This window comes from Haliscomenobacter sp. (assembly GCF_041740695.1).
Classification (GTDB): domain Bacteria; phylum Bacteroidota; class Bacteroidia; order Chitinophagales; family Saprospiraceae; genus Haliscomenobacter.
Map to the genome: position 1 here is coordinate 14,927 of NZ_JBGSLK010000044.1, position 23,764 is coordinate 38,690.

Consider the following 23,764-nt stretch of genomic DNA (forward strand, 5'->3'; position numbering starts at 1 on the left):
TGTAGGAGGGTTTTCTCTCCTACTTTTTATTGATTCATTTTAATGATGATTTGCTATTATTGGCACCATTCCTTTTTGTTTAAATACTTTTAGAGCTAATACATACCATATCAAGATCAATCGCATAGCACGCTCCCCCGCTGTGCGCATTCGATTCTAACAAGAATTTCTTCAATCAATGCAACAGTATTCCTTTTTGGTATCGAACCCAGATTGGAAACGCTTCTTTTTGCAAAATTTCAATCAAACAATTAAATTACACAACAATGAAGAACCTATTAATCGCCTTTTTACTGGTGATGGGAACCTTTGCTTTAAGTTGTTCTTTGCAAGCACAAGACTTAAAAAAGTATTCACCGCTCTTTCAAGCTTTGAATAAAGGCGAAAAAGTACAATTATTGGCCACGCTCAAAGATTTAACCAGCAGCGCTCAAGTAGGAGATCAATTGCAAAGGGATCTCTTTGCTGACCTCAAGAAAGGGTTGCCAGTCGCCAACCCTACTGCAGGGATTGATTCGCTTTTGAATGCCTGGAGTGCTGGGCGTTCCGAACTGACTATTTTCCTGCAGAAAAATCCTGCAGAATTTGATGCTAAAGCTATTGAAGCCATTCTTGGAGCCTATGATCAGGCCAATGTTGGGTGGATCCAAAATTTGAGTCAAATTCAAAATGGATTCTCACAATATCGGGATAGTATGCAGGTAGATCCAGCTTTGGTTGCGGAGGCAGAAATCAAGTATGAAGAGAGTTCTACCCAGATGCACAGCGCCCTGAACAGGCAGTATCAAGATTTTGCCAATGAATTGTTGTTGGTTAGCAATAGTCAGAATCGTTCCTGGGATAAAATTGTCAACAACTTGCTCAATGATTTTGGCGCCTTGGAAATAGGGGCGGGTTTTCAGTCCTTGTTGGCCACCTATTACGATGAGGCTCCGGATAGTACCACGGCTATTTTGCTTCGGTTTGGTTCTGCACCCAATTACAACCAACTTTGGGGCGCAGAATGGAATGCCTGGGTTTCTTTCAAAGGAGGGCAAGAAAATGCTGAGCAACCTACTACCGCTGGATTCAAGTCCTATTTGGCCGGAGGCAGCGTTTCCTTTCAATTTCGCCCGGAGGTACCCTTTACCCAGGGAGTGATGCGTTTGATCACTGGAGTTGGTGCCAACGTAGGGGCTTACATGCCTGCCCGGATTAACTCGGCCAAAACAGCTTCGTTCAATAACAAAGGGAAAACTACAGGTTTTGGGCCAGAGGTACGCCTGGGTTTTGCCGTGAATACCGGAAAATTAGGCTTTTATGCTTATTCCAATCGCAGTATAGGTTATGTTTTGCGTTGCCCCGACTATCCCTTCAATAGCTGGCAGGTAGTTAGTGGTATTCAATGGGAGGCATTACACTTAAGGTTTGCGCATGGTGATATTGATTGGGCAAAAGACAACAATCGACATGCCACGTACAATGAGCTATCTATGAGCGTTCGCATCAAGTAAATTCAATAGCTATGAGGTAAATATACACTGCACCGTAAACACACAAGAGGGATGTCATTTGGCATCCCTCTTGTGTGTTTACGTCCCTAAACCAAATGTTGTTTGCTTTCTTTTTGCCCATGCAGATGATAAGGCTCCGCTGAACGGGAAATAAAAAATTGATTGATTTTGCGGAGCGGTTTTAAAACTGCAGTAAAAAAATAAGGCTGGAGTCCGTTCATTTTCCAGGCTCGACGATCTTCTAAATTTGCTACAACCCGCTTTTTCCAGGACTGATTACTAGCTCCACCTACCCGCATACGTACAAGTAACTCGGGTAAATAATGGCTGGATACTTTGTGCTTGTACAAAAAACGCAACATCAACTCATAATCCGCCGAAGTTTTGAGCTGTGTATTGAACTGACCCAGAAATAGGTAGAGTTTTCTTTTTACAAAAAACGCTGGATGTGGTGGCATCCAACCAAATAGAAATTTACGCAGTTGATAATGGCCTGAAACCCAGTGACGAATGACCCTACTGGTATTCTCACGACCCACGTATTGGAGGTTGCCATAGATGGAATCAACCTCGTGTCGCTTAAAATTATCAACAACCTGACTGATTACATGCTCATTTACATAATAGTCATCAGAATTTAAGATCGCAATAATTTCTCCTGTAGCCATACTTATTCCCTTGTTCATTGCGTCATAAATGCCATGATCAGGCTCGGAGACCCAACAGGTAACCAGGTCTATATTTCTTTTGATGATGTCAATCGTTCCATCTTTAGAGCCACCATCAATGATAATGTATTCAAGATCAGCGTAAGTTTGCATCCCAATGCTGTGGATCGTATCTTGAAGGGTTTCTACACTATTGAATGTAGGTGTAATAATGGATACTTTCATTTTTTGGAGTGAGTTTAGATTTAATAAAAAATCAAAACTCAATATATACGAAAATTCAATAAACATATAAGCACTGAGGATGAACAAAGAAATGAAAGGGATGAAATAGGTTTTTTTAGCGATTCTAAAGAATCTAGCACTGCCGACGATTACAGATCGTAACTACACAACTGGACATTTTTTAAAAATGTGTAGTTGTGTAGTTACCCCCTCTACTTTATCTCACAAGTCAAAAATTGCTTATTTCCAGCTTTTAACTCAACAAAACCCTCCAAAGTATCCCCAACTTTCACCGGGCCAACCCCCGCAGGAGTACCCGTATAAATGATGTCCCCCATCTGCAATTTGAAAAACTTGGACACATAGACAATGATGTCTTCAAAGGAAAAAATCACATCAGCGGTGTCGCCCTTTTGAGCGGTTTCTCCGTTTTTCTTCAATTCAAAGCGAATGGATTTGGGGTCAGCGATTTGATCCATTGGAACAAAGTCGCTCAACACTGCGGAGCCATCAAAACCCTTGGCAATCTCCCAAGGCAAACCTTTGGCCTTACATTTGGCCTGGATGTCCCGGGCGGTAAAATCGATGCCAAAAGCAATTTCATTGTAGTACTCGTGGGCAAATTCAGGCTGCACGTGGCGTCCATTTTTGCATACTTTCAGTACAATTTCCCCTTCGTAATGCAAATCTTGGGTGAACTCGGGATAATAAAAGGGTTTATCGCCCACCAACAATGCAGAAGGTGGCTTCATGAAGACTACCGGATCTTCGGGTACGGCATTGTTGAGTTCTTTGGCGTGTTCAGCGTAGTTGCGTCCGATGCAGATGATTTTCATATGCTTTAATATTTGACATTCATCAAACCTGCCAACTCCTTTACTTCCTTCAAGGTTTGTTGCGCTCGGCGACGAATTTGTTCAGAAGATGCTTTGATTTCTTCCTTCACTTCCTTTTTGCGGGTATTGAGTTCGGCGCGTTTGTTGCGTGCAGCTTCGGAGACTTCTACCAAAGCTTCGGCGACGGCTTCTTTGAGTGGCGCATACTTCAGTGCGCCTGCATCATAATCAGCTTTGAGTGTACTGAAAGTATCCATTTTGCCACAAGCTTTGAGCAACTCAAACAGGTTTTTTACCCCTGGGCTCATTTCCGCTCCTGTGTTTTCCCCCGTATCCGTTACCGCTGAGCGCACCTGCTTGTGGATTTTATCACTTTCGGCAAACAAACTGATGTAGTGTTTCTCTCCCGCGCTTTTACTCATTTTACGATTGGGGTCAGCTGTAGAAGTGATTTTGGTAAACTCGGTGTACAAGGGCTCCGGCATCACCAAGTATTCTTTGCCGACCTGATTGTTGAAACGTTGTACGATGTTGCGGGCCAGTTCCAGGTGTTGTTCCTGGTCTTTGCCTACTGGGACGTAATCGGCGCGGTAAATGCAGATATCTGCAGCCTGGAGCACGGGATAGTCCAACAAACCCGCAGAGATAAAGCCGTCTTCACCCTCTGAAGAAGTGGCACTTTTGTCCTTAAATTGGGTCATCCGCGACAATTGCCCATAAGAGGCAAAGCAGTTGAATATCCAGCACAACTCCGTATGCTCGGGTACCAATGACTGTATGAACAGATTATTGGGCGCAATCCCTACTGCCATGAGGTTGAAGATCAGTTCCCAGGTATTTTCCCGCAATTTGATGGGGTTGTAGGGCATAGTCATGGCGTGGTAGTCTACTACGCCATACACACACTCATAGGTTTCCTGGAGATCTACCCAGTTCTTCACGGCCCCAAAATAGTTGCCGAAATGCATGTCGCCCGTGGGCTGGATGCAGGAGAGTACACGTTTTTTATCACTCATGATGCAGAAGTATAAAGCTTAGGGACAGAAACGAGATAAAGGTACTTTTCAGTTCCCTAGTCGAATGCGGCAATAATGGAAATTTCTACATTGCCCCCTCTGGGTAGTGCGGTAACTTGCACCAACTCCCGGGCTGGAGCAGTCGCTTCATCAAAATAGCTGGAGTACACCGCATTGATGCGGGCAAAGTTGTTGATGTCGGTGACAAAAACAGAGGCTTTGACGATGTCTTTGAATGAAAGCCCCGCTTCTTCCAGAATGGCCTGGATGTTCTGCATCACCTGGGTGGTCTCTGCCTCAATGGTGTCGGTGATGAGGACACCAGTAGCAGGATCAAGGGCGATTTGGCCAGAGGCATACAGGGTGTCATTGTGGATGATGGCCTGGCTGTAGGGGCCAACGGGATCGGGAGCCTTGTCGGTTTTGATGATTTTTTTCATGGACGTTGGTGTTCCCACGGATATACAAGAAAAGCCCCACATCAAATCAACTGATGGGAGCTATTTTCTTATGGTCTCCATGGACTCGTCAGGATGTTAAGCGACTTATTGTTGCTCTTCTTCCTGTGCTTGTTCTTTTGACTGGATAAACATCTTGCCGCGATAGAACATGTTACCTTCCGCGTCGAAATAAGCGCGGTGCATCAGGTGCTTTTCACCTGTGGTTTTACAAGTAGCTACGGTCGGCGGAACCGTTTTGAAGTGCGTCCTACGCTTATGCTTTCTCTGCTTCGATCCTCTACTCTTGGGATGTGCCATCGTTCCAAAATTTATCGGGAATCAATCCCGTTCGTTAGTGTTATTAATATTCAAATCTTTGAGAGCGCTCCAAATCGGATTTTCTCCGGCTTCTGGATTGCCCTGGGCATCGGTACTGTCGACTAGTTTTTTGCTCAACAAGTCGAGCATTTCCCGGTTGCATTGCCGATAGTTATCCGCTACACAATCGTACGTTTGGGTCATGGGGATTGCCAGAATGATGAATTCATAAGCAAACGTACCAACATTCAACTCCGAAGATTCAGGGTGGATGTAAACCACTTCATCATCTTCCACTTCGTTTTCTTCACTGAGTTTGACGATCAATGATTGACGATCGGCAATTGGAAGATCAATTTCGGCTAGGCAGCGGTCACAATCCGTACGGACGGTTCCAGCGAAGTCAAAATCGAGCACAAAGAGCGTTGGTTGTTTATCCAGTATAACTTTTAAAGAAAGTTTTCCATCTTGCACCGGCGATTCCGGAAACTCGGCAAAAAACTCAGCCCCTAGCTCATACTGGAACTCGTGTACCCCATTACGCAAACCCTTGATTGGTAAGGAAAAAGGTATGAGCCCGTTCATTGTTAAAGAACTTTTGTCAAAAGTGTCCGCAAAGATAAGTCTTTTTAGGAAAAAAAAAACTGAAAATAAACTTAATCTAAGCTTAACACTTTGAAAGTCGAGTTCAACGTTGGAAAGGGAACCTAAAACTTCCAGTCTCCCCAAATCCTATAAACTATTTTTTTCATGAAGCCATTAGCCGTACGGCCACTCCTAGTCACTGTTCTAGTTTGTCTACAAGTGTTTTGGATCAAAGCCCAAACTCGTCTGGAACCTGGTGACCTGGCCATTATCCAGGTAAACGCCAACAATTCAGCTTGTAGCGGAACCGCCGTCGATCGCATCAGTTTTATTTGTTTCAAAGACATCACTGCGGGTACCAGCATCGACATTACCGACAATGGTTGGGAGCGTTTGACTCCTGGCCGTTGGGGCAATTCCGAAGGATTTGTTAGAGCTACGCGTAGCGGCAATACGATCCCCGCAGGTACAGTGATCACTTTTGAATTTCCTCCAATTGGTAGCACAACCTATCGGGCTATTTTACCAGATGATACCTGGAGTTTTAGTGCTCAAGGTAGCACCAATACAGTCAACCTCAACTCAGGTGGCGATCAATTTTATTTCATGCAAGGCGGCATCTGGAACCAAGGAACCGGAACCGCGGGTAATTTTGACCACGATGCAACCTATACTGGAGGCCGGATTTTGTTTGGATTCAACACCAAAATGCAATGGCTCAACAACGATTCCTCGCAAGATTCTAAACTACATCCCGAGGTAGCCAACTGCTTCAATATGGCCCCTACTGGCAATGCAACCGACTTCATTGCCTACAATGGCCTCACTACTGCAACTACTCAACTGGAATGGATTTCCCGCATTGCCAATCCTGCCAATTGGCAGACGGCAAGTTCTTGCACCAACTTACCACTCATTCCATCGCGTTTTACCATCGCAAATAGTGGCATTGAACTAAAATGTACCACTTGTCAAGGTTGTGATACCATTAATGAAGTGCTGCGTTTGAGCTTGCCGACTACCGGTGGCCCATTTATCCTTGAATACAGTGATGGACTGGACACCTTCCAAGTCGCTCAAGCTCAAAACAACGATTCTATCTCCATCCAGGTAGGGGAGACGACGACCTTTTTTATCATCTCAGTTACCGACGCCAATGCCTGTCCAATTTATTCCAATTTTGGGCGACCTACTACTGTGACAGTTACCCCGGGCGTAAGCATTCAACCCATCGTTGACCCTGTCGTAGCCTGTACCAATGGCAATGCCCAAGCAACTTTCGCCCTGACCGCCCTGGATGGACAAATTCGGGGCAATACTGGACTGGTCGTGCAGTGGTACCGCGATCAAAACTTGCGCGATACCATCGTCGATCCTGATCAGTTTAACTCAGGTGCTGCCACCGTTTATGCCCTTACCACGGATGGGGTGTGCCGCAGTCGGGCCATTCCGGTTGTGTTGCAACTGGCCAATCCGCCCAGTTTGACAGTGCCTGCGGGTGACACCCTTTGTGGTGGGACTTGTACCCGCTTGCCCCTCTCTTTCCAAGGCAAAGCCCCATTTATTTTAGGCTTTATTGTGAATGAAGGAGGAAACATTCAACCTGGTGGCCTGGTTGCCAGTACGGATCAAGATTCGCTAGTGTTTTGTCCTTCGCGGAATGGATCCGCAACGATCCTTTTTTCCTCCATCATTGATGGCAATGGTTGCCCAGCGCTCATTGATCAGGCGGTCAATATTTTAAGCCAGGAAAGTGACACTACGCTGATTCAGCGCGACCTCTGTCAGGGTGAACAATTGATCGTCAATGGACAGGTTTATGATGCAAGCCGCCCCAGAGGTATGGAGTTTTTATCGACCACTGCTGGTTGTGACAGCATCATTTCGGTGGATTTGCGTTTTTCACCTCGACCGAACGGTAGTCTGAGTGGCGATACGACCATCTGTGGCGGAGGAGCGGGAAATTTGCGATTTCAGCTCAGTGGCGGTACCTTGTTTAACCTGATCATTACAAATGGAAGGGACACGATTCCTTTTAACAATGTGAGCAACGGAACCGTTTTACCGGTTATTTTATCCAGAACTTCAACTTTTACCTTGCTGTCGGTAAAAACAACCACCGGTTCTTGTGAGGCCAATCCCAGTAGTTCTGCCACCATTACCATCAGTGAACCAGTCGCAACAGCGCGATCGACCACTAACTTTGGTCGCTACAACATCAGTTGTTTTGGGGCTGCGGATGGCGCAGCAACAGCGGAGGTACAAGGTGGTAGCGCTCCCTATCGTTATGCATGGAACAACAACAGCAATACCCAAAGCATCAGTAACCTTGGGCCAGGAACGTATCAGGTGGTGGCGACGGATAGCGCGGGTTGTCAGGCACCACCCGTGAGTGTTACTTTAATCGAACCCGATTCTTTACTATTTCAGTTTGCCTTGGATACGGCAGTTTGTCCTGGGCAAAAAAATCAGTTGCGCATCCTCAACATTACGGGCGCAGGGGGGCCATATGCTTATTCCCTGGATGGAGGAGCTTTCGCCGCTTTTGGAGGGCCCTTGACCATCTCGGATTTGGCCTCGGGCAATCGGACCTTGCGCGTTAGTGACGGCAACAATTGTATTGCTTCCAGAAATGTTCGGGTCCCCAATTCCTCGGAATTGAGTCTGGATCTCGGCCCCGATCGCAGCATTTTTGCAGGTGATAGTGTATTGATTAAACCTCAAATCAATTTTAACCCTAGTTCCATCACTTGGCAACCGGGCACTGGATTTCAAAGCCTGGACTCAGCCGCCATCATCGCCCGCCCGACTACCACAACTGTTTTTCAGCTGACTGTACGAAGCGCCAATGGCTGTGTGTTGCGCGATAACCTCATGGTTTTGGTGGAAAAACGCCTGCGCATCTATGCCCCCAATGCCTTTAGCCCCAATGGCGACAACCAAAATGATTTTTTCACCTTGTATTACGCCCAGGAAGTTGAAAAAATCAACGTGTTGAGAATTTTTGACCGCTGGGGCAGCCAGGTTTTTGCTAGCGAAAATCTGGGCAATACGCCAGAGAGTGGCTGGGATGGATTGATCAACGGTGAAAAAGCACCAGTCGGAGTGTATGTCTTCATGGCGGAAGCGCTATTGCGTACAGGAAAAACGGAAATAGTTCGAGGCTCCTTGACCTTGCTGCGTTAATATGTACTATTTTTACCTAATTAAGCTAATTGATTATGGCCAACTCATTTTTCCCCAGTGTTCAATCCTATTACGAAGGCACCCGCTGGGACTACCGTTGGGTCTGGGGTGTTCGCAATACGTATGCAATCCATTTTGGATATTACGATGAGCATGCCACTCACCACCGGGCCGCGGTAGCCAACATGAATAAGGTCATGGCAGATTTGGTCGCTATTCAGTCTGGTGAAAAAGTGCTGGACGCTGGTTGTGGGGTAGGGGGCTCCAGTATTTGGTTGGCCCAAAACCGCAATTGTACCGCAGTGGGAATTACCCCGATTGAAAGCCAGGTGAAAGACGCCCTGCGCAATGCCCGCAAACAAAGGGTAGCTACTCAAACCTCTTTTTTACTGGCTGATTACTGCAAAACCCCTTTTGAAGACGGCAGTTTTGACGTGGTATGGGCCCTGGAAAGTGTTTGCCACGCTGATCGAAAATTGGATTTTTATCAGGAAGCAGCCCGTTTGTTGCGCCCAGGCGGTCGCCTGGTCATGGCCGATACTTTTCGGAACAAGCGACCTTACTCGGAAGAAGATGAATTTCAATTGCGGCGTTGGCTGAATAGTTGGGCCATTCCAGATTTGGATTCCCCATCAGAACACGCAGCACACGCCCAAAAAGTGGGTTTGGTAGATTTTACTTTTCGCGACATTACCCAGCACACGATGCGTTCCATCCTCAACATCAAAGAGCATGGCTACAAATGGTTGCCGATGGCCCTGTCTTTGAATAAATTGGGGATTGTATCTGATGTACAAATCAGCAATGTTTGGGGCTCTATTCATCAGTACCACGCGCTGGAAAAAAAATTGTGGAATTATGGTTTGTTGAGTGCGCGCAAACCAGTGTAAAATCAAGGCTGAAAGACTGCGTTTTCGCCAAAATCAGTCCTATTTTCTTCCTCATTCGTTAATCCCTCTTGCAACTGCCGGGAGGTTCGTACAAGTTAGGCTTGTCTTTGGTGTTGAAACATTTGATTATCAATTATTAGAAAAAAAAATATTGAAATAAAACACCTAATGGCCTTATCTTTAGGGATCGAAAAGTTCCTTTATAAACAAAGTTCAATCTTAATTATCTAGAGTATCCTTTACACTGGTTTTGCTCAAACCGATTCGGACTTATTGAATCATAAGCGATTGTGACTAATTAGTTAATTGCAGCATACGATGAGAAAACTACTAACAACATCCCTGGGTGGCCTACGGTTTTTTTTGCCATTGGCCTTATTTTGTTGTGGAATCACCCAACTCTACGCGCAACAAAATCAATCGATTAATCCCGATCTTTTGGCTTTTTTTCACATCAATGACGATCGAGTATGTGAAAAAGCCAGTATGAGCACAGCAACTCATGCTTTATTTCAACAAGCTTACGTGTTGAATACCCAGGTTACGACAACAGCTCAATTGAGGCTGGTCAAAAACTTGATTATCCCGCGTGGTGAAAACCTGATTCTGGAAGAGGACTTTGCCATTTACTCCGCAGGAGATGTACGCATTGATGGCAACATCCACGGGAAATCCATTTTGCACAGCAATGCACCCGGGCAAAACCTGATTATTTGTGCCGCCGGGACCATCGAAATCAATGGCAACATTCAATTGAGTAATGGTGGTAATGGCTATTTACCAGAAAACAACTCCACTGTGCAAACCACTTCATCACGAGGAGTTTGGGCCCAAATTGGTGTAAGTACCATGGGCTTTACCATTAGCAATCAAGCGGCTCAAAGCATCAATGGTGGTCGTGGCGGGAGTATATTTTTACAAGCCCCACGAATCGTCATCAACGGTCGGGTCGCAGTTGGTGCAGGGGGCAATGGAATCGCCGGTGGCCAGGGTGGCGACGGTGGTTCTGTGGTCTTTTTGTACGAACAATTCCAGGCTGGCGCGAAAGATCGCCGCTTCTTAGCCGGAAACGGTGGTCATGGTGGCAATGCTGAAGCCTGGCTAACCCTTGATGGCGGCACAGGTGGCAGTGGTGGCGAAACGTATTTTTTCGCTTGCAGCAATGGCAGCAATGGCAGCAATGGTCCTGGATCGCCTACTACAAATGGCGTAAATGGAACAAATGGTGGTCAAGGTGGCAACAGCACCGATGGAATTGCTTGTGGTGGCGGCAATGGCGGAAACGGTGGTAGTGGCGGCATTAATATGAGTGGCAACGGTCTCCGAGGCGGCCATGGTGGCCATGGTGGCGATGGCGGAGTCGCTTTTAATAGCGTCCCGGGAGGCTCGGCAATAGCTGGCAATGGCGGTCAGGGCGGCAATGGGGCACAGGGCGGCAATGGCTTTGGTGCAGATAAAAATGGTGGAAGAGGAGGTCAGGGCGGCGACGGCGGCGCTGGCGGTTTTGCCATTGGAGCAGATGGCTCTACTGGCGGAAGCTGTGCAACTACCACAGGTGGTGATGCCACCGGTGGGAATGGCGGCGACGGTGGCCCCGGTGGTGCTGGTGGTTTTGGCACAGGCATGGGCATCGGTGGCAATGGTGGCCGAGGCGGAGCCAGAGGTGCGGGCGGTGATGGCAATGGAGGTAGCGCTGGCTCTTGTACTGCGGTTACTTGTTCTACCCCCCAGGGTGGTACAGGGATTGGTGGCACCAGAGGCGCGCGTGGGGCAGGTGGCCCTGGTGGAACGAGTGGGGTAGGAGGGACAACTGGGAACAATGGTAACCAAGGTTCTAATGTGCCCACTAATGGAGCAAGTATAGATGGAAACGACGGGGTTTGCATCCTCCCCATCGAATTGACCCAATTCGACGCCAAACTCCAGGATCAAGGTATCCTGGTGACCTGGAAAACCGCTACCGAACTCAACAACGATTACATGGTACTGGAGCGCAGCGCCAACGGCCAAAATTTTCTGGAGGTCACCCGTATCAAAGGCAAAGGTACGACCCAAGAAACCCAGCATTACCAGTATTTTGATCCAAACCCATTGGCAGGCATCAACTATTACCGCTTGCGGCAAGTGGATTTTGATGGAACCACGGACCATTCCAAGGTAGTGGCCATCACGCTGGACAAAGGTGAATTGATGTCCATTTTCCCCAACCCAGCCAAAGACCGCATCAACATCCAAACTTCTTTGACCTTATTGGCCGAGGAAGTCTTCTTATTGGATGCACTGGGCCGAAGAATAAGCCTGAACCTACAGGGAAGCCCCGGTTGGTATGAAATCAAACTGCCCACTGAATTGCCTGCTGGAAATTATTGGCTGCGCTTGCAAGATCGGGCGCAAATCCATAGAGTAGTGGTCGTTAGAGAATAAATCAGGTTTTTTCAGGGAGGAATCTTAATAAAACGTCAAAGCTTAAGATGAGTAGACTAATACACATCTTAAGCTTCGTTTTTTAAGGTAAAGGCATATTTAAATAAAATAGGCTATGCAGCACTCGCGGAGAAAATTCATACAACAGACTGGGCAATTTGCCCTTGGGGCAGGATTATTTGGCACCTTGCCACTAGAACTCATCGCTGCACAACGTCGTTCGATCAGCCCCAATGACCGCATCGGAGTTGGATTGATTGGCTGCAATGGGATGGGTTTTGTTGATCTACAGTCTTTCCTGAAAAATGATCAATGTTTTTGTGCCGCCCTCTGCGATGTAGACAATAATGTGCTTAGCCGCCGGAAGGCCGACTTGGAAAAAGCAGGTTTGCCTGCGCCCAAATTGTACAAAGCCTACCAGGATTTATTGGCCGATCCGGCGGTAGACCTTGTGATCATTGGTACCCCAGATCATTGGCATTGTTTGATGTTTTTGGATGCGGTATCCGCGGGCAAAGACGTGTACGTGGAAAAACCCATCGGGAACTCTATCATTGAAGCCCGCACGATGGAACTGGCTGCAGCACGCTCCGGTCGGGTCATTCAGGTCGGGCAGTGGCAACGCAGCCAACCCCACCTGGAAGAGGCTAGGCAATTTCTGAGTTCCGGTAAATTGGGGCGGGTTCGCAGTACCAAAGCTTGGGCTTATGTAGGCTGGAAATCGAGTATTCCCAAAGCGCCTGACGGCCCGGTTCCCACTGGAGTAGATTACGATTTGTGGCTGGGCCCGGCACCCAAACGGCCGTTTAATCCCAATCGGTTTCATGGCAATTTCCGCTGGTATTGGGACTATGCTGGAGGGGTGATGACCGATTGGGGCGTACACATGATTGATACAGTGCTGCAATTTATGGAGCCCGAAATGCCCCATACCATCCTGGCGGCGGGAGGCAAATTGGGTTACCCCGATGACGCCCAGGAAACACCTGATACCCTCACCACCGTCTACAATTTCCGCGATTTCACCCTGACCTGGGAGCACATGATGGGCATTGGACTGGGCAATTATAACCGCGGCCAAGGGGCAGCTTTTATTGGAGAAAACGGCACCTTAGTGATTAGCCGGGAAGATTGGGAAGTAATCCCCCACAATAAAGCCATCGAAGCAGTACCTTCCCAAAAAGCAAAGAACTCTTTCGGTCTGGATTTACACGTACAAAATTTCCTGGAGGCGGTTAAAGTGAAAGAACCCGAAGCGGCAAAGGCGAGCATTGGCATTGGTGCTCGGGTATGTATGGTTAGCCAAATGGGCAATATTGCCTACCGCAGTGGACAAGCCTTGCACTGGAATGGCGAAAAAGGAAAATTTGAGGAGAAAGAGGTGAACGGGTATTTGAAGAAGAAGTATGAGAATGGGTATAAATTAGTAAGTGAAGAGTGAAGAGTGAAGAGTTGGTAGTGGAAAACTAAGTGTAAACGTGCTTTTCACTATTCACTATTCACTTTTCACTATTCACTTTCAAGCTGCATTTTGCTGCAGGAAAAAACTAGCATCCCGCACCGTGTCAATTTTTGCGGCTTGCTCTTGGTTGAGGAAAACGCCAAATTGAGATTCTAATTTTGCAATCAACAAGTCTTTGTCAACCGAGTCTAGGTATAAATCGTCAATGAGGTCAGTGTGGGGGTTAATGCGCGAGGATGGGATGTTGAGTTCCCATGCAATCAATTCAATGATACGGTCCTCGGCGGTCCATTTACTCTTTTTAGCCATTACCACAGTTTCACAGTTTAGGTGATGAAATATTTGGGTTAACAGGATCTTCAGTAAGACAACAGTCAGTAGAATTTGGTTTCTTTATTCATCCAAAATCGAATAAAGAACGAATCCAGATAGCGATAGGTTGCCTAGGAGTGACAATATTTTTGACAAAACCCAATGAAGCGACGCTGAACTGCGCTGAAATGACGATTATCTGCCTTGAATTGTAAACCTAGTTTTCAAAAAAGAGTCAGTCAACTTGTAATCTTATTTTGCTTCCTTTCCGTAAGGTTCGTCGGGTAAACGAATCAGCTGTTTTTTATCTTGTTCCAATTCCAACCAATGACAAAGCAGGATGCCAATGCCCGCTGCGCCTTGCATGTATCCTGTTTGGGCGGCCAATGCTTCGGGTTCTGCACGATTCTCTGCCTGGATCCAGCGCAGGCCCTGGGCGTCGGAGGTAGCGCGTTTGAGCAGGTCTTGGGTGTGTAACCAGGCGTAATCGCGGTATTTCTTTTTGCCCTCCATGCGGTACAAGGTCAAAAAGAACTCGGCTACTCCGGCATTGCCACAGCATTGGCTCACATTGTTCCAAAATCCTGGTGTACGCTTTTGGGGAATGGGCGATTTTAACAGGGTATTGATCGCAGCATCCCAGGGTTTTTTCCAGTTTTTGCGCTCTTTTTTATAAGAATTGTACAACACGTAGTACAAACGCGCCGTACCCACCGGGCCGTGGCAATAGCCGTAATAAAAGAGTTGTTTTCCATCGCCCTCTTCGTGGTGGGGAATTAGGCCTTCGGCATTTTTTAAGGTTTGTAAATACCGCGCGCCGTTCAGCGCAACCCGCAAGTAACGGCCTTCTTCCAAAATCGCGAAGACCTCCGCCGCGAAATAGGCTACCCCGGCGGTGCCGTGGGAAAAATTGGGCATGGTTTTCTCCGCCCCGGGCCACATGCGCCATTTCCATTGTTCGGTATTGACGCGTTGGGCCACGGTGATAAGCCAGTTACAGGTATTGGCGGCCAGTTCGAGGTAGGTGAAATTTTTGGTTTCGCGGTAAGCGTACAGCAGGAATAAACCAATGCCCGAGTTACCAGCAATGACATCGGTGACATAGCCCCAGTGGGTCGTTTCGCCCCGAGTTTCAGAGGCATTGAGCAGCAATTTGAGGACACGCTGAAATCCTTCGTTGTATTTGGTATCCTTGGTGGCTTTGTACACTTCTTGCAAGGTAAAACCTACGCCACAGATGCCGGAAAAAAGCCCGGTTTTGCCTTGCGCATCCATCTCGCTCAATTGTTCGGGCAAACGGGCGAGCAAAAAATTGGCCCCGTTTTTGGCTTCCTCCAGGTATTCGGCGTTATTGGTGGCATGATGGGCTTCGAGGTAAAACAGCACAATGCCGGGAATGCCACTGTACAAGTCCAAACTGATTCGTCCATTGCTTTCGCCGGGAATCACGGGCCAAGAGCTGCCTTCGGCACTGGTTTTGACGTGTTGGTGCAACCACAAATGAATGCGTTGAATGCTATCGGCCAGGCCACTTTGGGCCTGAAGCTGAAGGACAAAAAATAGCAAAAACAGGCCGATGATACTGCTGCGAAGGCGCATTGGCAATTGGTTTTTAGAAAAATAGTATAGAGACGATATTTTCCCCCGCTTATAACAGCTCAAAGTTCGGCTTTAGTTTATTGGTGTGCCCATAAAAGTCGTTGATGATCTTAATGACCTCTTCAGGATCGTCTGTCAGCGGCAAAAGATCCAAATCGCCGGGCGAGATGTTGTGCTCCTGTTCCTGCATCACTTCGAACATCCATTCTTTTAATCCTGACCAAAATTTGGTGCCAACCAGGATCACGGGCACTTTGTTGATTTTTTTGGTTTGGATCAAAGTGAGGACCTCAAAAACCTCATCCATGGTGCCAAAACCACCCGGTAGCGCAACAAAAGCCTGGGCATACTTCACAAACATGACCTTGCGGGTGAAAAAATAGCGGAAGTTCAGGTTTTTATCGTTGTCGATGTACAGGTTGTTGTTTTGTTCAAAAGGTAGGTTGATGTTCAATCCTACCGATTTACCGCCATACAAGGTTGCGCCCTTATTGCCTGCTTCCATGATCCCCGGGCCGCCGCCTGTAATCACGCCGTAGCCTTCGATGGTCAAGTGGCGGGCAATGTCTATGGCAAGTTTGTAATAGGCATGGTCGGGTTTGGTCCGCGCAGATCCAAAGATGGACACACATGGCCCAATGACATTGAGTGTCTCGAAACCCTGCACAAATTCTGAGATCACTTTGAACATGGTCCAGGAGTTCTGGCCCTTCAGTTCCTGCGACCACTCCTTCATGTGGGGGTGCGCTTGGGTTGTTGGTTTGTTTTCCGACATACGTTTCTGGTCGTTTTTGAGAAGAAAAAGGACGGAAATATAGTTTTTTTTGGGAAATGTAGGCGGGGAAAAGTGGGGAAAGTTTGTTCGTTGGAAAACAATGAGACCAGAATTTTATCATTTTGAGTTAATGCCGCTGGTCGATTCTAACTGACTGCCTTCAAAAGTTCACAATAAATCTCCAAATTCTCCTCATCAAAACAAACAAAAATCGCCCTTTCAATTCCTGCATTAGTCGCCAAAAATTCTTGAACAGTAGCCACCGCAATCTCCGCCGCCCGTTGCTTAGGAAAACGATAAATGCCCGTACTGATATTCGGAAAAGCGATCGTCTTTACCTCATGTTCAATGGCGAGCTTAAGACTGCTCAAATACGCTGACGCCAACAAGATTTCTTCATTTGATTTCCCCTGATTCCAAACTGGGCCTACTGTATGGATAACATACTTCGCCGGGAGTTTACCCGCAGTAGTGATCACAGCTGTACCAACCGGACAGCCTCCCTGTTTGCTGCGGATTTTTTTGCAATCCTCCAGAATTTCAGGGCCACCAGCCCGATGGATGGCGCCATCTACACCACCGCCGCCAAGCAGGGAGGTATTGGCTGCATTGACAATCGCGTCGACGGGGATTTTGGTGATGTCGCCTTGGATTAATTCGATCATGTAATATTGATGGCTAATCCACCTTGGCTTTATATTCTTCTATAGTGACTAAAGCTTCCATTTCACTTAACCCCTCTGCTTGTAGTAAGTTTACAATCACCTCAATCACTTTTTCCACCGGACTCTTGACCATCATAGCCATTTTTTCCAATGAAAACTCTTGGAGTGACCAGAGTGTTTGAATGAACTCTTGCTTTTCAATCTCAATTCCCTCTTCGCGTCCTTCCTCTCTACCCTGCTCGATACCTTGCTCAATCCCTTGTAGATATAGCCCATCAGTTTCTATGTCATAATGAATAGTCATGGCTTCAACTTGAGTTTTTACAATGAGTTCCATCTTTCTTAAACGTGATAAAATTAACAATTGTTTTTGATATTTTTTGACTCTGAAAGAGCCTTTTAGGATTTTGAATAGGCTGCTCAAAATTTGCCTAACGACCACATCTGGTGCGTCTTGTCCAAAATCGCAAAGAATAGCCAGAATCACTTCCTCGGGAATAGTTGAGTTTAAAAACACCTCCTTGGGTATATCTTTCAACACGATTACTTCAAACTGAAATTCCAAACCACTAAGGGATAAGTGGTTTTTCTTGATTTGAGTGCCCAGGCCCATGCCACCATAAATCACTACTTGTCTTAAGGGTAGAGCTGTGATCTGGTGAAAAAGGGCATAATGCAGAAAATTGCGTTTTCGCAAGTCTTCATCGCTAACATGAAATTCTATTTGCAGGCCGTAGTCTAATTTTATATCTTCATGTACTACTCGTCTAATATTGTCCATTTCTGCTTCTTGGGTTACCTGCATTTTTGCATCAATGGGGACGAGCTTGGGGGGCGATAATCCTAACACCTTATTTAATAGGTGCAGGAGTAAAGGTTCGATATTTTCCTTGAAAATGCGATCGTAGCTATTTGCCATAATTTACATTGAGGGCTATTTCAATGCAAAATTGGATGATCTGAATTTCCGAGTCACGTCACTTTATACAACTTTTGACCAGGGCAAATTTCCGCAATTAACCCTACCCATCGATCACTGCAGCCCCGCAATCATTTCAAACTCCTCCTCCAATTTCCCACTCAAGCGTTCAAAAACCTCAAAATACCGCATGTACAAGTCGTGATTTTGTTCATCGGGGCTATACGTCCCCGTAAAATGGGTACTTGCCGAAGCTTCCTCCAAACCACTGAAATACCCCATCTGGGTCAAGGCGATCAAGGCCGTGCCTTGTGCAATGCTGTCCACTGTGGTATTGACCTGTACCGGTAAACCATAAATGTCGGTCAGGATTTGCGCAAAGAGTGGCACACTGGCATAAGAGCCTGTCAAGCTGATGCTGTCAAAAGAGCGCTGCGTGCTCAGCAGTTTGCCAATGCTGTACATCTCTAACAAAATCCCTTCAACACAAGCCCTCAGCAGGTGTTTGGGCTCATGGGTGATGTTGAGCCCAAAAAACACGCCCCGGGCATTGGCATTCCAAATCGGGGCTCGCTCGCCCAATAAATAAGGCAAAAACAACAGCCCTTTGGCCCCAGCTGGTACATACACCGCATCCCGGATCAACTCTTCCCGCACCTGTTCAAATTCCTGGCCCTGGTGAAAATTGCCAAATTGCTGGGTGAACCAATCAAAAGCCACCCCGACGTTGTTGCTAGGGCCACCCGATACATAATAATCATCGGCGAGCAGGTAATTGAAAAAACGCTGTTGCTCGTCGACCAAAAACTCTTTGCCCGCTACCCGCACTGCGCCACTCGAAGCAATGGTCACGGTTGCCCGTTTGTGGCGAATGTCGCCCGAACCCAGGGTAGCCGAACAGCCATCACTGGAACCCAAAATTACTTTGGTCGTGCTGGCCAGGCGCAAGGACTTGTAATACTCCTTTTTTAAGCCCACCTCATCAAAATAGATCGAAACGGGGGTGGACAGCTGCTCTTTGTCGATGCCCGCAAAACTCAGTGATCGGGCATTCCACTGCAATTGATGGATGTCAAAAAGTCCGGTCGAAGAAGCAATGCTGTGGTCAACGAGGTATTCCCCCGTCAATTGCAAAATGATGTATTCCTTGAGCGAGATGAATTTATGGGCTTGATTGAACCGTTCCGGGTCTTGGTGCTGCATCCAGGCAATTTTTGCGAGGGGCGACATCGGATGGATTGGAGTGCCAGTGGCGTTGTAAATGCTGTTGCCTTCCGGGCTATTTTTCAACATTTTCGACTGCTTGATGGCGCGATTGTCGGCCCAAATGACTGCATTCCCCAGGGGGCGTCCGTTTTTATCGACAGCCAATACGCTGTGCATCGCTGCGCAAAAACAGATGGCTTGCACCTTGTATTTTTGGGGATGAATCTGCTCGTTCAAAAAGTTTTTCAACACATATAAGGTCGTGATGAATACCTGCTCTGGGTCTTGCTCGCTGTAATCTGCTTGGGGGTGAAAAGTGGGATACGAACCTTTGCGCATGCCCAATACTTTTCCATTGAGGTCAAATGCATGGATTCGAACTGCCGAAGTATTGATGTCAATGGTAAGAATACAATCCATGATCGTCGGTTATATCATTAGTCAAAGTAGTTCATTACTGGTTCTTCCGGTACGCACGTGGCGTATAACCCGTTAGTTTTTTAAAGGTTGAGGAAAAGTGCTGAGAGGAATAAAATCCAGTTTCGAGGGCAATCCGCGTCAAACTGTGGTTGCTTTGCCGCAACAACTTGATGGCTTCTGCAATCCGCAGGTTGATGAGGTAATGCAAGGGGGAAAATCCCGTAAACACTTTTACCTTTTCTGTAAATGCAGTGGTGCCCAAACCCACCAGGCCCGCCATTTCTTCCACAGTCCAGGGGTGAGCGAGGTTACTGCGCAAGGTTTGCTCCAGTTTCAGGAAAATTTGGGGGAAATCCCGCCTGAAATTTTCGGCCTTGCTCAAGTGCCGAACCATTTCGATGAACAGTTCATCCAACAGGTGATTGACCCGCGTGCGGTAGCCCATTTCTTGCTGCATGATTTCGTATTCGATGCTTTGCAAAATAGTCGCTCCAGCCCCAAAGCGGGTCAATACTGGCGTTTTGTTCATTGCTAAAATTTTGCCCATCACGCCTTGTTCCGATTCAGAAATTCCACTCCAAGTGCCCAATTGTAGTTTTCCCTGTGCGTCAAAAAACTCGGGTTGAATGCCAATCCAGGTCAGGGTGCCAATGTCCATGATTCCCTTGGTACTACCAATCGCTTGCCAGGGACAGGCCAATGCCGTATCCCCAGGAAAAAGGGTGTAACCTTGTCCTGCAATGTTCCAATCGAATTTTCCTTCGGTAATCAAACCTACCCTGAGCTCGGAGTGGGTTTTGATGGTAAATGAGTTCAATTGTATGTTCTGGACTTTTAGTTTTACCAACTCAGTGATGTAAGGAAAATGTCGAAGTTGTTCCGCCTGGCCTTGTTGCAACAACAATAAGTGATTCATAGTCGGCTTCAGAAAAGATTTTATGCACAAGCAACCTTGAGTACATAAAATCAAGCACGCTTGTTTAAGCTAATTTCCAACAAAAATAAGTCAAACTTTGAGTAAAAAAGTACAAAATTCGCCGCCAAGCTTATATGGAAGTTAGATTGTTTTGAATCCATGACATTTGTAACGATTTATTACGCACTTTAAAAACCTAATCATCGGATCATGGAACAAAATCAACTCACTGGTCGACTCTGGGCTATTAGTTTCCCCAGAGGCGCGTTACTTGCCGGCTTGTTTTTATTTTTTGCCAATTTTATTTTCGCTCAACAAATTACTGGAACCGTCAATGACAATTCGGGGGTAGGTATTCCCGGGGTATTGATCCTGGTGAAAGGTACCACCCGAGGCACTGTTACCGAGGTGAATGGTACCTTTAGTATTGCTGCCAGTAGCAATGACACCCTCGCTTTCAGTTCAACGGGTTTCGCTACCGTTTACGAACGGGTGGGCAATCGCACCCAACTTGTAGTGACCTTGGCAGAATCCATCCTGCAATTGGACGAAATGGTGGTTACTGCTTTGGGCATCCGCAAGGAGTCGAAAAAACTGGGATACGCCACCACTACGATTGGCGCAGAAGCCCTTACTGAAAACCGTTCCCCCAACTTTATCAACACCCTGCAAGGTAAAGTGGCTGGGGTAAACATTTCGGGCTTGGGTACCGGGCCTGCGGGAACCTCCAAAATTCGGATCCGGGGCCAATCTTCTATTTCTGGTCAAAACAACCCCTTGATTGTAGTCAACGGGGTGCCGATCGACAATACCAACTTTGGTACCAACCCGGGTAATGCTGCCGCCGATAACTCCATTGGCGTGCGCGGTGGTGGTAACACCTCTGACGGGGGCGACGGTTTGTCCAGCATCAACCCTGATGACATTGAAAGTATGACCATCCTGAAAGGTGCTACCGCTGCGGCGCTTTATGGCTCTCGTGCCAAGGATGGGGTCATCATGATCACTACCAAATCCAAGGGTACTGGTAAAGGGATTGGCGTCACTTTTAATTCCAATTACACCAATGAAACACCCCTGGATTTCACTGATTTTCAATACGAATACGGACAAGGTGAGAATGGTGTACGCCCTACAGCACCCAACCCTACTTCCGGGCAGTGGTCATTTGGGGAAAAATTCCAGCCAGGAATGACCCAGGTTTTGTTTGATGGGGTGACGGTACCCTACGCGCCAGTTCGCGACCGCATCAAGACCTTTTTCCAAAATGGCTCCAACTTGACCAATACCTTGTCCTTGGCAACAGGTGGCGACAAAGGAGGATTTAATCTTTCCTTTTCCAATATGGACAACCAGGGGATTGTGTCCAACAACAAATTCAACCGCAAAACCATCAATGTGGGCTTTGGTTATGATTTGTCCAGCAAACTCAGCTTTTCGGGCAATGTTAATTACTCCAACGAGTACAACCAAAATCCACCCAACATTGCCAACCAGGACAACTCGATTCCAACCGCAGTTTACAACCTAGCCAACTCTATGCCATTGGATTTGCTGGATGAAAAAAAATACGACGCTGCTGGTAATGAATTTGTGTATTCCCGTTTCCGCAACCGGACCAATCCCTATTGGACCCTTGCCGAACAGTTCCAAAACATCCGCCGCGATCGCCTCTTTGGCAATCTGGCTGTCAAGTACAATCTTACCTCCTGGTTATTTGTCCAAGGTCGGGTAGGCCAGGATTATTGGTCCCGGGATCAGGATTTCAACAACTTTCCAACTGGGCATGCCTCACTTGCAGCTGCTCCTGCTGGGTTCGTGAATGGAACCTATACCCAGGAGTCACGCCGTTTCCGGGAAACCAACATGGACATCTTGCTTTCAGGTACCCGTACTTTTGGCAAGATTGGTTTCGACTTCAACGTAGGGGGAAACCAGATGTATCGGCGCGCTGATTTGAATTCCGTCCTCGTAAACGACTTTGTCGTTCGTGATTTGTATACCGTGATGAATGGCCGGGTAAAAGATCCCATTTATGGCCTGTCCGAACGGGCGGTGAACTCCGTTTATGGTTCCGCTGAGGTTTCTTACAACCGGGTGTTGTATGTGAATGTAACCATGCGGAATGACTGGTTTTCTACCCTTTCGCCTGAAAACCGTAGCATTAGTTATCCCTCAGTATCGGGTAGCTTCATCTTTTCTGAGGCATTTGGAAAGGCTCCAAAGTGGTTGAAATTTGGTAAACTCCGCGCAGCCTACGCCGAAGTGGGGAGTGACACCGATGTATCGCCCTACGCCAATAACCTATTTTATGGCATCAATGCCAACTTGTATCCTAATCCATCTGGAGCCTTACAACCAGTGGGTGGCCCACAAGGCTCAACCTTACCCAACGCCGGGCTACGCCCCATGCGTGCTACTGAAGCGGAAATCGGAATTGAGCTAAAAATGTTCGACAACCGGGTTTCACTGGATGCAGCGATATACCAAAAAACCACCAACGACCAAATCGTCTCTGCCCAGATTTCGGATGCCTCCGGCTTTACCAATACGCTCATTAACTCAGGCAAAAGCCGCAACAATGGGGTGGAAATGTTACTGAACCTGGTCCCTGTACGCACTTCCAACTTCCGTTGGGATCTGAGCTTCAACGGATCGTACAACATCACCAAAGTATTGAGTTTATTGACAGATACACCTGGAGAACGCATCACTGTTGGTACCCACGTATTCAATGGTGAACTCCGGCAGGTAGTAGGTCAGGAAATGGGTCAAATTTATGGCTTCGGCTACCGCCGGGATGCTCAGGGGCGCATCATTTATGGTGGCAACGGGATTCCATTGCGTACCACCGACCTGATTTCTTTTGGTTCTGCCTTGCCTAAGTGGGTGGGTGGGATCAACAACGGATTTACCTACAAAAACCTGAGTGTTTCCTTCCTGATCGACTTCAAACTGGGCAACATGATGCTCTCTGGTACCAACTTTAACTTGACTCGCCATGGGTTGCACCAGATGACTTTGGCCGGGCGTGCCGAAGGAGGGATTATTGGTGAGGGCGTGAACCAACAAGGAGAAGTCAACACCGTAAGAGCGAACGTACAGCCTTATTGGGAGGTAGTGCGCTCTTTGGCTTTGATCGAACCAATTGTCTACAATGGCGGCTATTGGAAACTACGCCAGATCACCGCTGGATACGATTTTGGCAGATTTTTGCCAGCCACTTCACCCATCAAAGGTTTAAAACTCAGCTTCGTAGCCAACAACGTTTTGATGCTTAAAAAATGGGTGGACAACATCGACCCTGAAACCTTTGGTTACAGCTCTGACAACCTGGTGGGTATGGAATCTACCGGCTTGCCTTCTACCCGTAGCATAGGTTTTAACCTCAATGTTAAATTTTAAAAGA

At 47.1% G+C, this 23,764-nt stretch carries 19 protein-coding genes; 6 read left to right on the top strand and 13 right to left on the bottom strand.

What is annotated here, in order from left to right:
• Nucleotides 1-266 precede the first annotated feature (266 nt).
• Entirely contained in the window at nucleotides 267-1,493 is a 1,227-nt protein-coding gene (locus ACEW9O_RS09565; protein WP_373549930.1) for a hypothetical protein, read from the top strand.
• 86 nt (nucleotides 1,494-1,579) lie between these two features.
• Here ACEW9O_RS09565 and ACEW9O_RS09570 read toward each other — a convergent pair whose 3' ends face one another.
• From ACEW9O_RS09570 to ACEW9O_RS09595, 6 genes are all read right to left on the bottom strand, one after another.
• On the bottom strand, nucleotides 1,580-2,386 hold the full coding sequence (locus tag ACEW9O_RS09570) for a glycosyltransferase family 2 protein (RefSeq protein WP_373549931.1): 807 nt from the start codon (nucleotides 2,384-2,386) through the stop codon (nucleotides 1,580-1,582).
• A 212-nt stretch (nucleotides 2,387-2,598) separates the two neighbouring features.
• Nucleotides 2,599-3,222 carry a fumarylacetoacetate hydrolase family protein gene (locus ACEW9O_RS09575; protein ID WP_373549932.1) on the bottom strand — a complete coding sequence of 208 codons (624 nt, stop codon included), beginning with the start codon at nucleotides 3,220-3,222 and terminating at the stop codon, nucleotides 2,599-2,601.
• A gap of 5 nt (nucleotides 3,223-3,227) precedes the next feature.
• Nucleotides 3,228-4,238 carry a tryptophan--tRNA ligase gene (gene trpS / locus ACEW9O_RS09580; RefSeq protein ID WP_373549933.1) on the bottom strand — a complete coding sequence of 337 codons (1,011 nt, stop codon included), beginning with the start codon at nucleotides 4,236-4,238 and terminating at the stop codon, nucleotides 3,228-3,230.
• 56 nt (nucleotides 4,239-4,294) lie between these two features.
• Nucleotides 4,295-4,678, bottom strand: coding sequence for a Rid family detoxifying hydrolase (locus tag ACEW9O_RS09585; protein ID WP_373549934.1), 384 nt, complete (start codon nucleotides 4,676-4,678; stop codon nucleotides 4,295-4,297).
• 105 nt (nucleotides 4,679-4,783) lie between these two features.
• On the bottom strand, nucleotides 4,784-4,996 hold the full coding sequence (rpmF, locus tag ACEW9O_RS09590) for a 50S ribosomal protein L32 (protein WP_373549935.1): 213 nt from the start codon (nucleotides 4,994-4,996) through the stop codon (nucleotides 4,784-4,786).
• Between the two features lie 21 nt (nucleotides 4,997-5,017).
• Nucleotides 5,018-5,581, bottom strand: a complete 564-nt coding sequence (locus ACEW9O_RS09595) for a DUF177 domain-containing protein (RefSeq protein ID WP_373549936.1) — start codon at nucleotides 5,579-5,581, stop codon at nucleotides 5,018-5,020.
• A 165-nt stretch (nucleotides 5,582-5,746) separates the two neighbouring features.
• Between ACEW9O_RS09595 and ACEW9O_RS09600 the strand changes: the two genes are divergently transcribed.
• From ACEW9O_RS09600 to ACEW9O_RS09615, 4 genes are all read left to right on the top strand, one after another.
• On the top strand, nucleotides 5,747-8,767 hold the full coding sequence (locus ACEW9O_RS09600) for a gliding motility-associated C-terminal domain-containing protein (RefSeq protein ID WP_373549937.1): 3,021 nt from the start codon (nucleotides 5,747-5,749) through the stop codon (nucleotides 8,765-8,767).
• A 35-nt stretch (nucleotides 8,768-8,802) separates the two neighbouring features.
• Complete coding sequence (locus ACEW9O_RS09605; protein WP_373549938.1) at nucleotides 8,803-9,657, top strand: methyltransferase domain-containing protein; 855 nt, start codon at nucleotides 8,803-8,805, stop codon at nucleotides 9,655-9,657.
• A gap of 318 nt (nucleotides 9,658-9,975) precedes the next feature.
• Entirely contained in the window at nucleotides 9,976-12,081 is a 2,106-nt protein-coding gene (locus tag ACEW9O_RS09610; protein ID WP_373549939.1) for a hypothetical protein, read from the top strand.
• A gap of 115 nt (nucleotides 12,082-12,196) precedes the next feature.
• A complete protein-coding gene (locus ACEW9O_RS09615) occupies nucleotides 12,197-13,522 on the top strand; it encodes a Gfo/Idh/MocA family protein (RefSeq protein ID WP_373549940.1) in 1,326 nt (441 codons plus the stop codon).
• 78 nt (nucleotides 13,523-13,600) lie between these two features.
• Here ACEW9O_RS09615 and ACEW9O_RS09620 read toward each other — a convergent pair whose 3' ends face one another.
• The 7 genes from ACEW9O_RS09620 to ACEW9O_RS09650 all read right to left on the bottom strand — a co-directional run bounded on the left by ACEW9O_RS09620 (nucleotide 13,601) and on the right by ACEW9O_RS09650 (nucleotide 20,355).
• A complete protein-coding gene (locus ACEW9O_RS09620; protein ID WP_373549941.1) occupies nucleotides 13,601-13,852 on the bottom strand; it encodes an acyl carrier protein in 252 nt (83 codons plus the stop codon).
• 255 nt (nucleotides 13,853-14,107) lie between these two features.
• The gene (locus ACEW9O_RS09625) at nucleotides 14,108-15,454 is read right to left on the bottom strand and encodes a lanthionine synthetase LanC family protein (RefSeq protein ID WP_373549942.1); all 1,347 of its coding nucleotides are present in this window, start codon (nucleotides 15,452-15,454) and stop codon (nucleotides 14,108-14,110) included.
• A 49-nt stretch (nucleotides 15,455-15,503) separates the two neighbouring features.
• A complete protein-coding gene (locus ACEW9O_RS09630) occupies nucleotides 15,504-16,229 on the bottom strand; it encodes a TIGR00730 family Rossman fold protein (protein ID WP_373549943.1) in 726 nt (241 codons plus the stop codon).
• 146 nt (nucleotides 16,230-16,375) lie between these two features.
• On the bottom strand, nucleotides 16,376-16,894 hold the full coding sequence (locus ACEW9O_RS09635; protein ID WP_373549944.1) for an O-acetyl-ADP-ribose deacetylase: 519 nt from the start codon (nucleotides 16,892-16,894) through the stop codon (nucleotides 16,376-16,378).
• 13 nt (nucleotides 16,895-16,907) lie between these two features.
• Complete coding sequence (locus ACEW9O_RS09640; protein ID WP_373549945.1) at nucleotides 16,908-17,813, bottom strand: hypothetical protein; 906 nt, start codon at nucleotides 17,811-17,813, stop codon at nucleotides 16,908-16,910.
• Between the two features lie 114 nt (nucleotides 17,814-17,927).
• On the bottom strand, nucleotides 17,928-19,439 hold the full coding sequence (locus tag ACEW9O_RS09645; protein WP_373549946.1) for a gluconokinase: 1,512 nt from the start codon (nucleotides 19,437-19,439) through the stop codon (nucleotides 17,928-17,930).
• 34 nt (nucleotides 19,440-19,473) lie between these two features.
• Complete coding sequence (locus ACEW9O_RS09650; RefSeq protein ID WP_373549947.1) at nucleotides 19,474-20,355, bottom strand: helix-turn-helix domain-containing protein; 882 nt, start codon at nucleotides 20,353-20,355, stop codon at nucleotides 19,474-19,476.
• A 210-nt stretch (nucleotides 20,356-20,565) separates the two neighbouring features.
• On the opposite strand from ACEW9O_RS09650, the gene ACEW9O_RS09655 reads away from it, so the two are divergent.
• Nucleotides 20,566-23,760: a SusC/RagA family TonB-linked outer membrane protein gene (locus tag ACEW9O_RS09655; protein WP_373549948.1), complete on the top strand. Its 3,195-nt coding sequence runs from the start codon at nucleotides 20,566-20,568 to the stop codon at nucleotides 23,758-23,760.
• The last annotated feature ends 4 nt before the right edge of the window (nucleotides 23,761-23,764 follow it).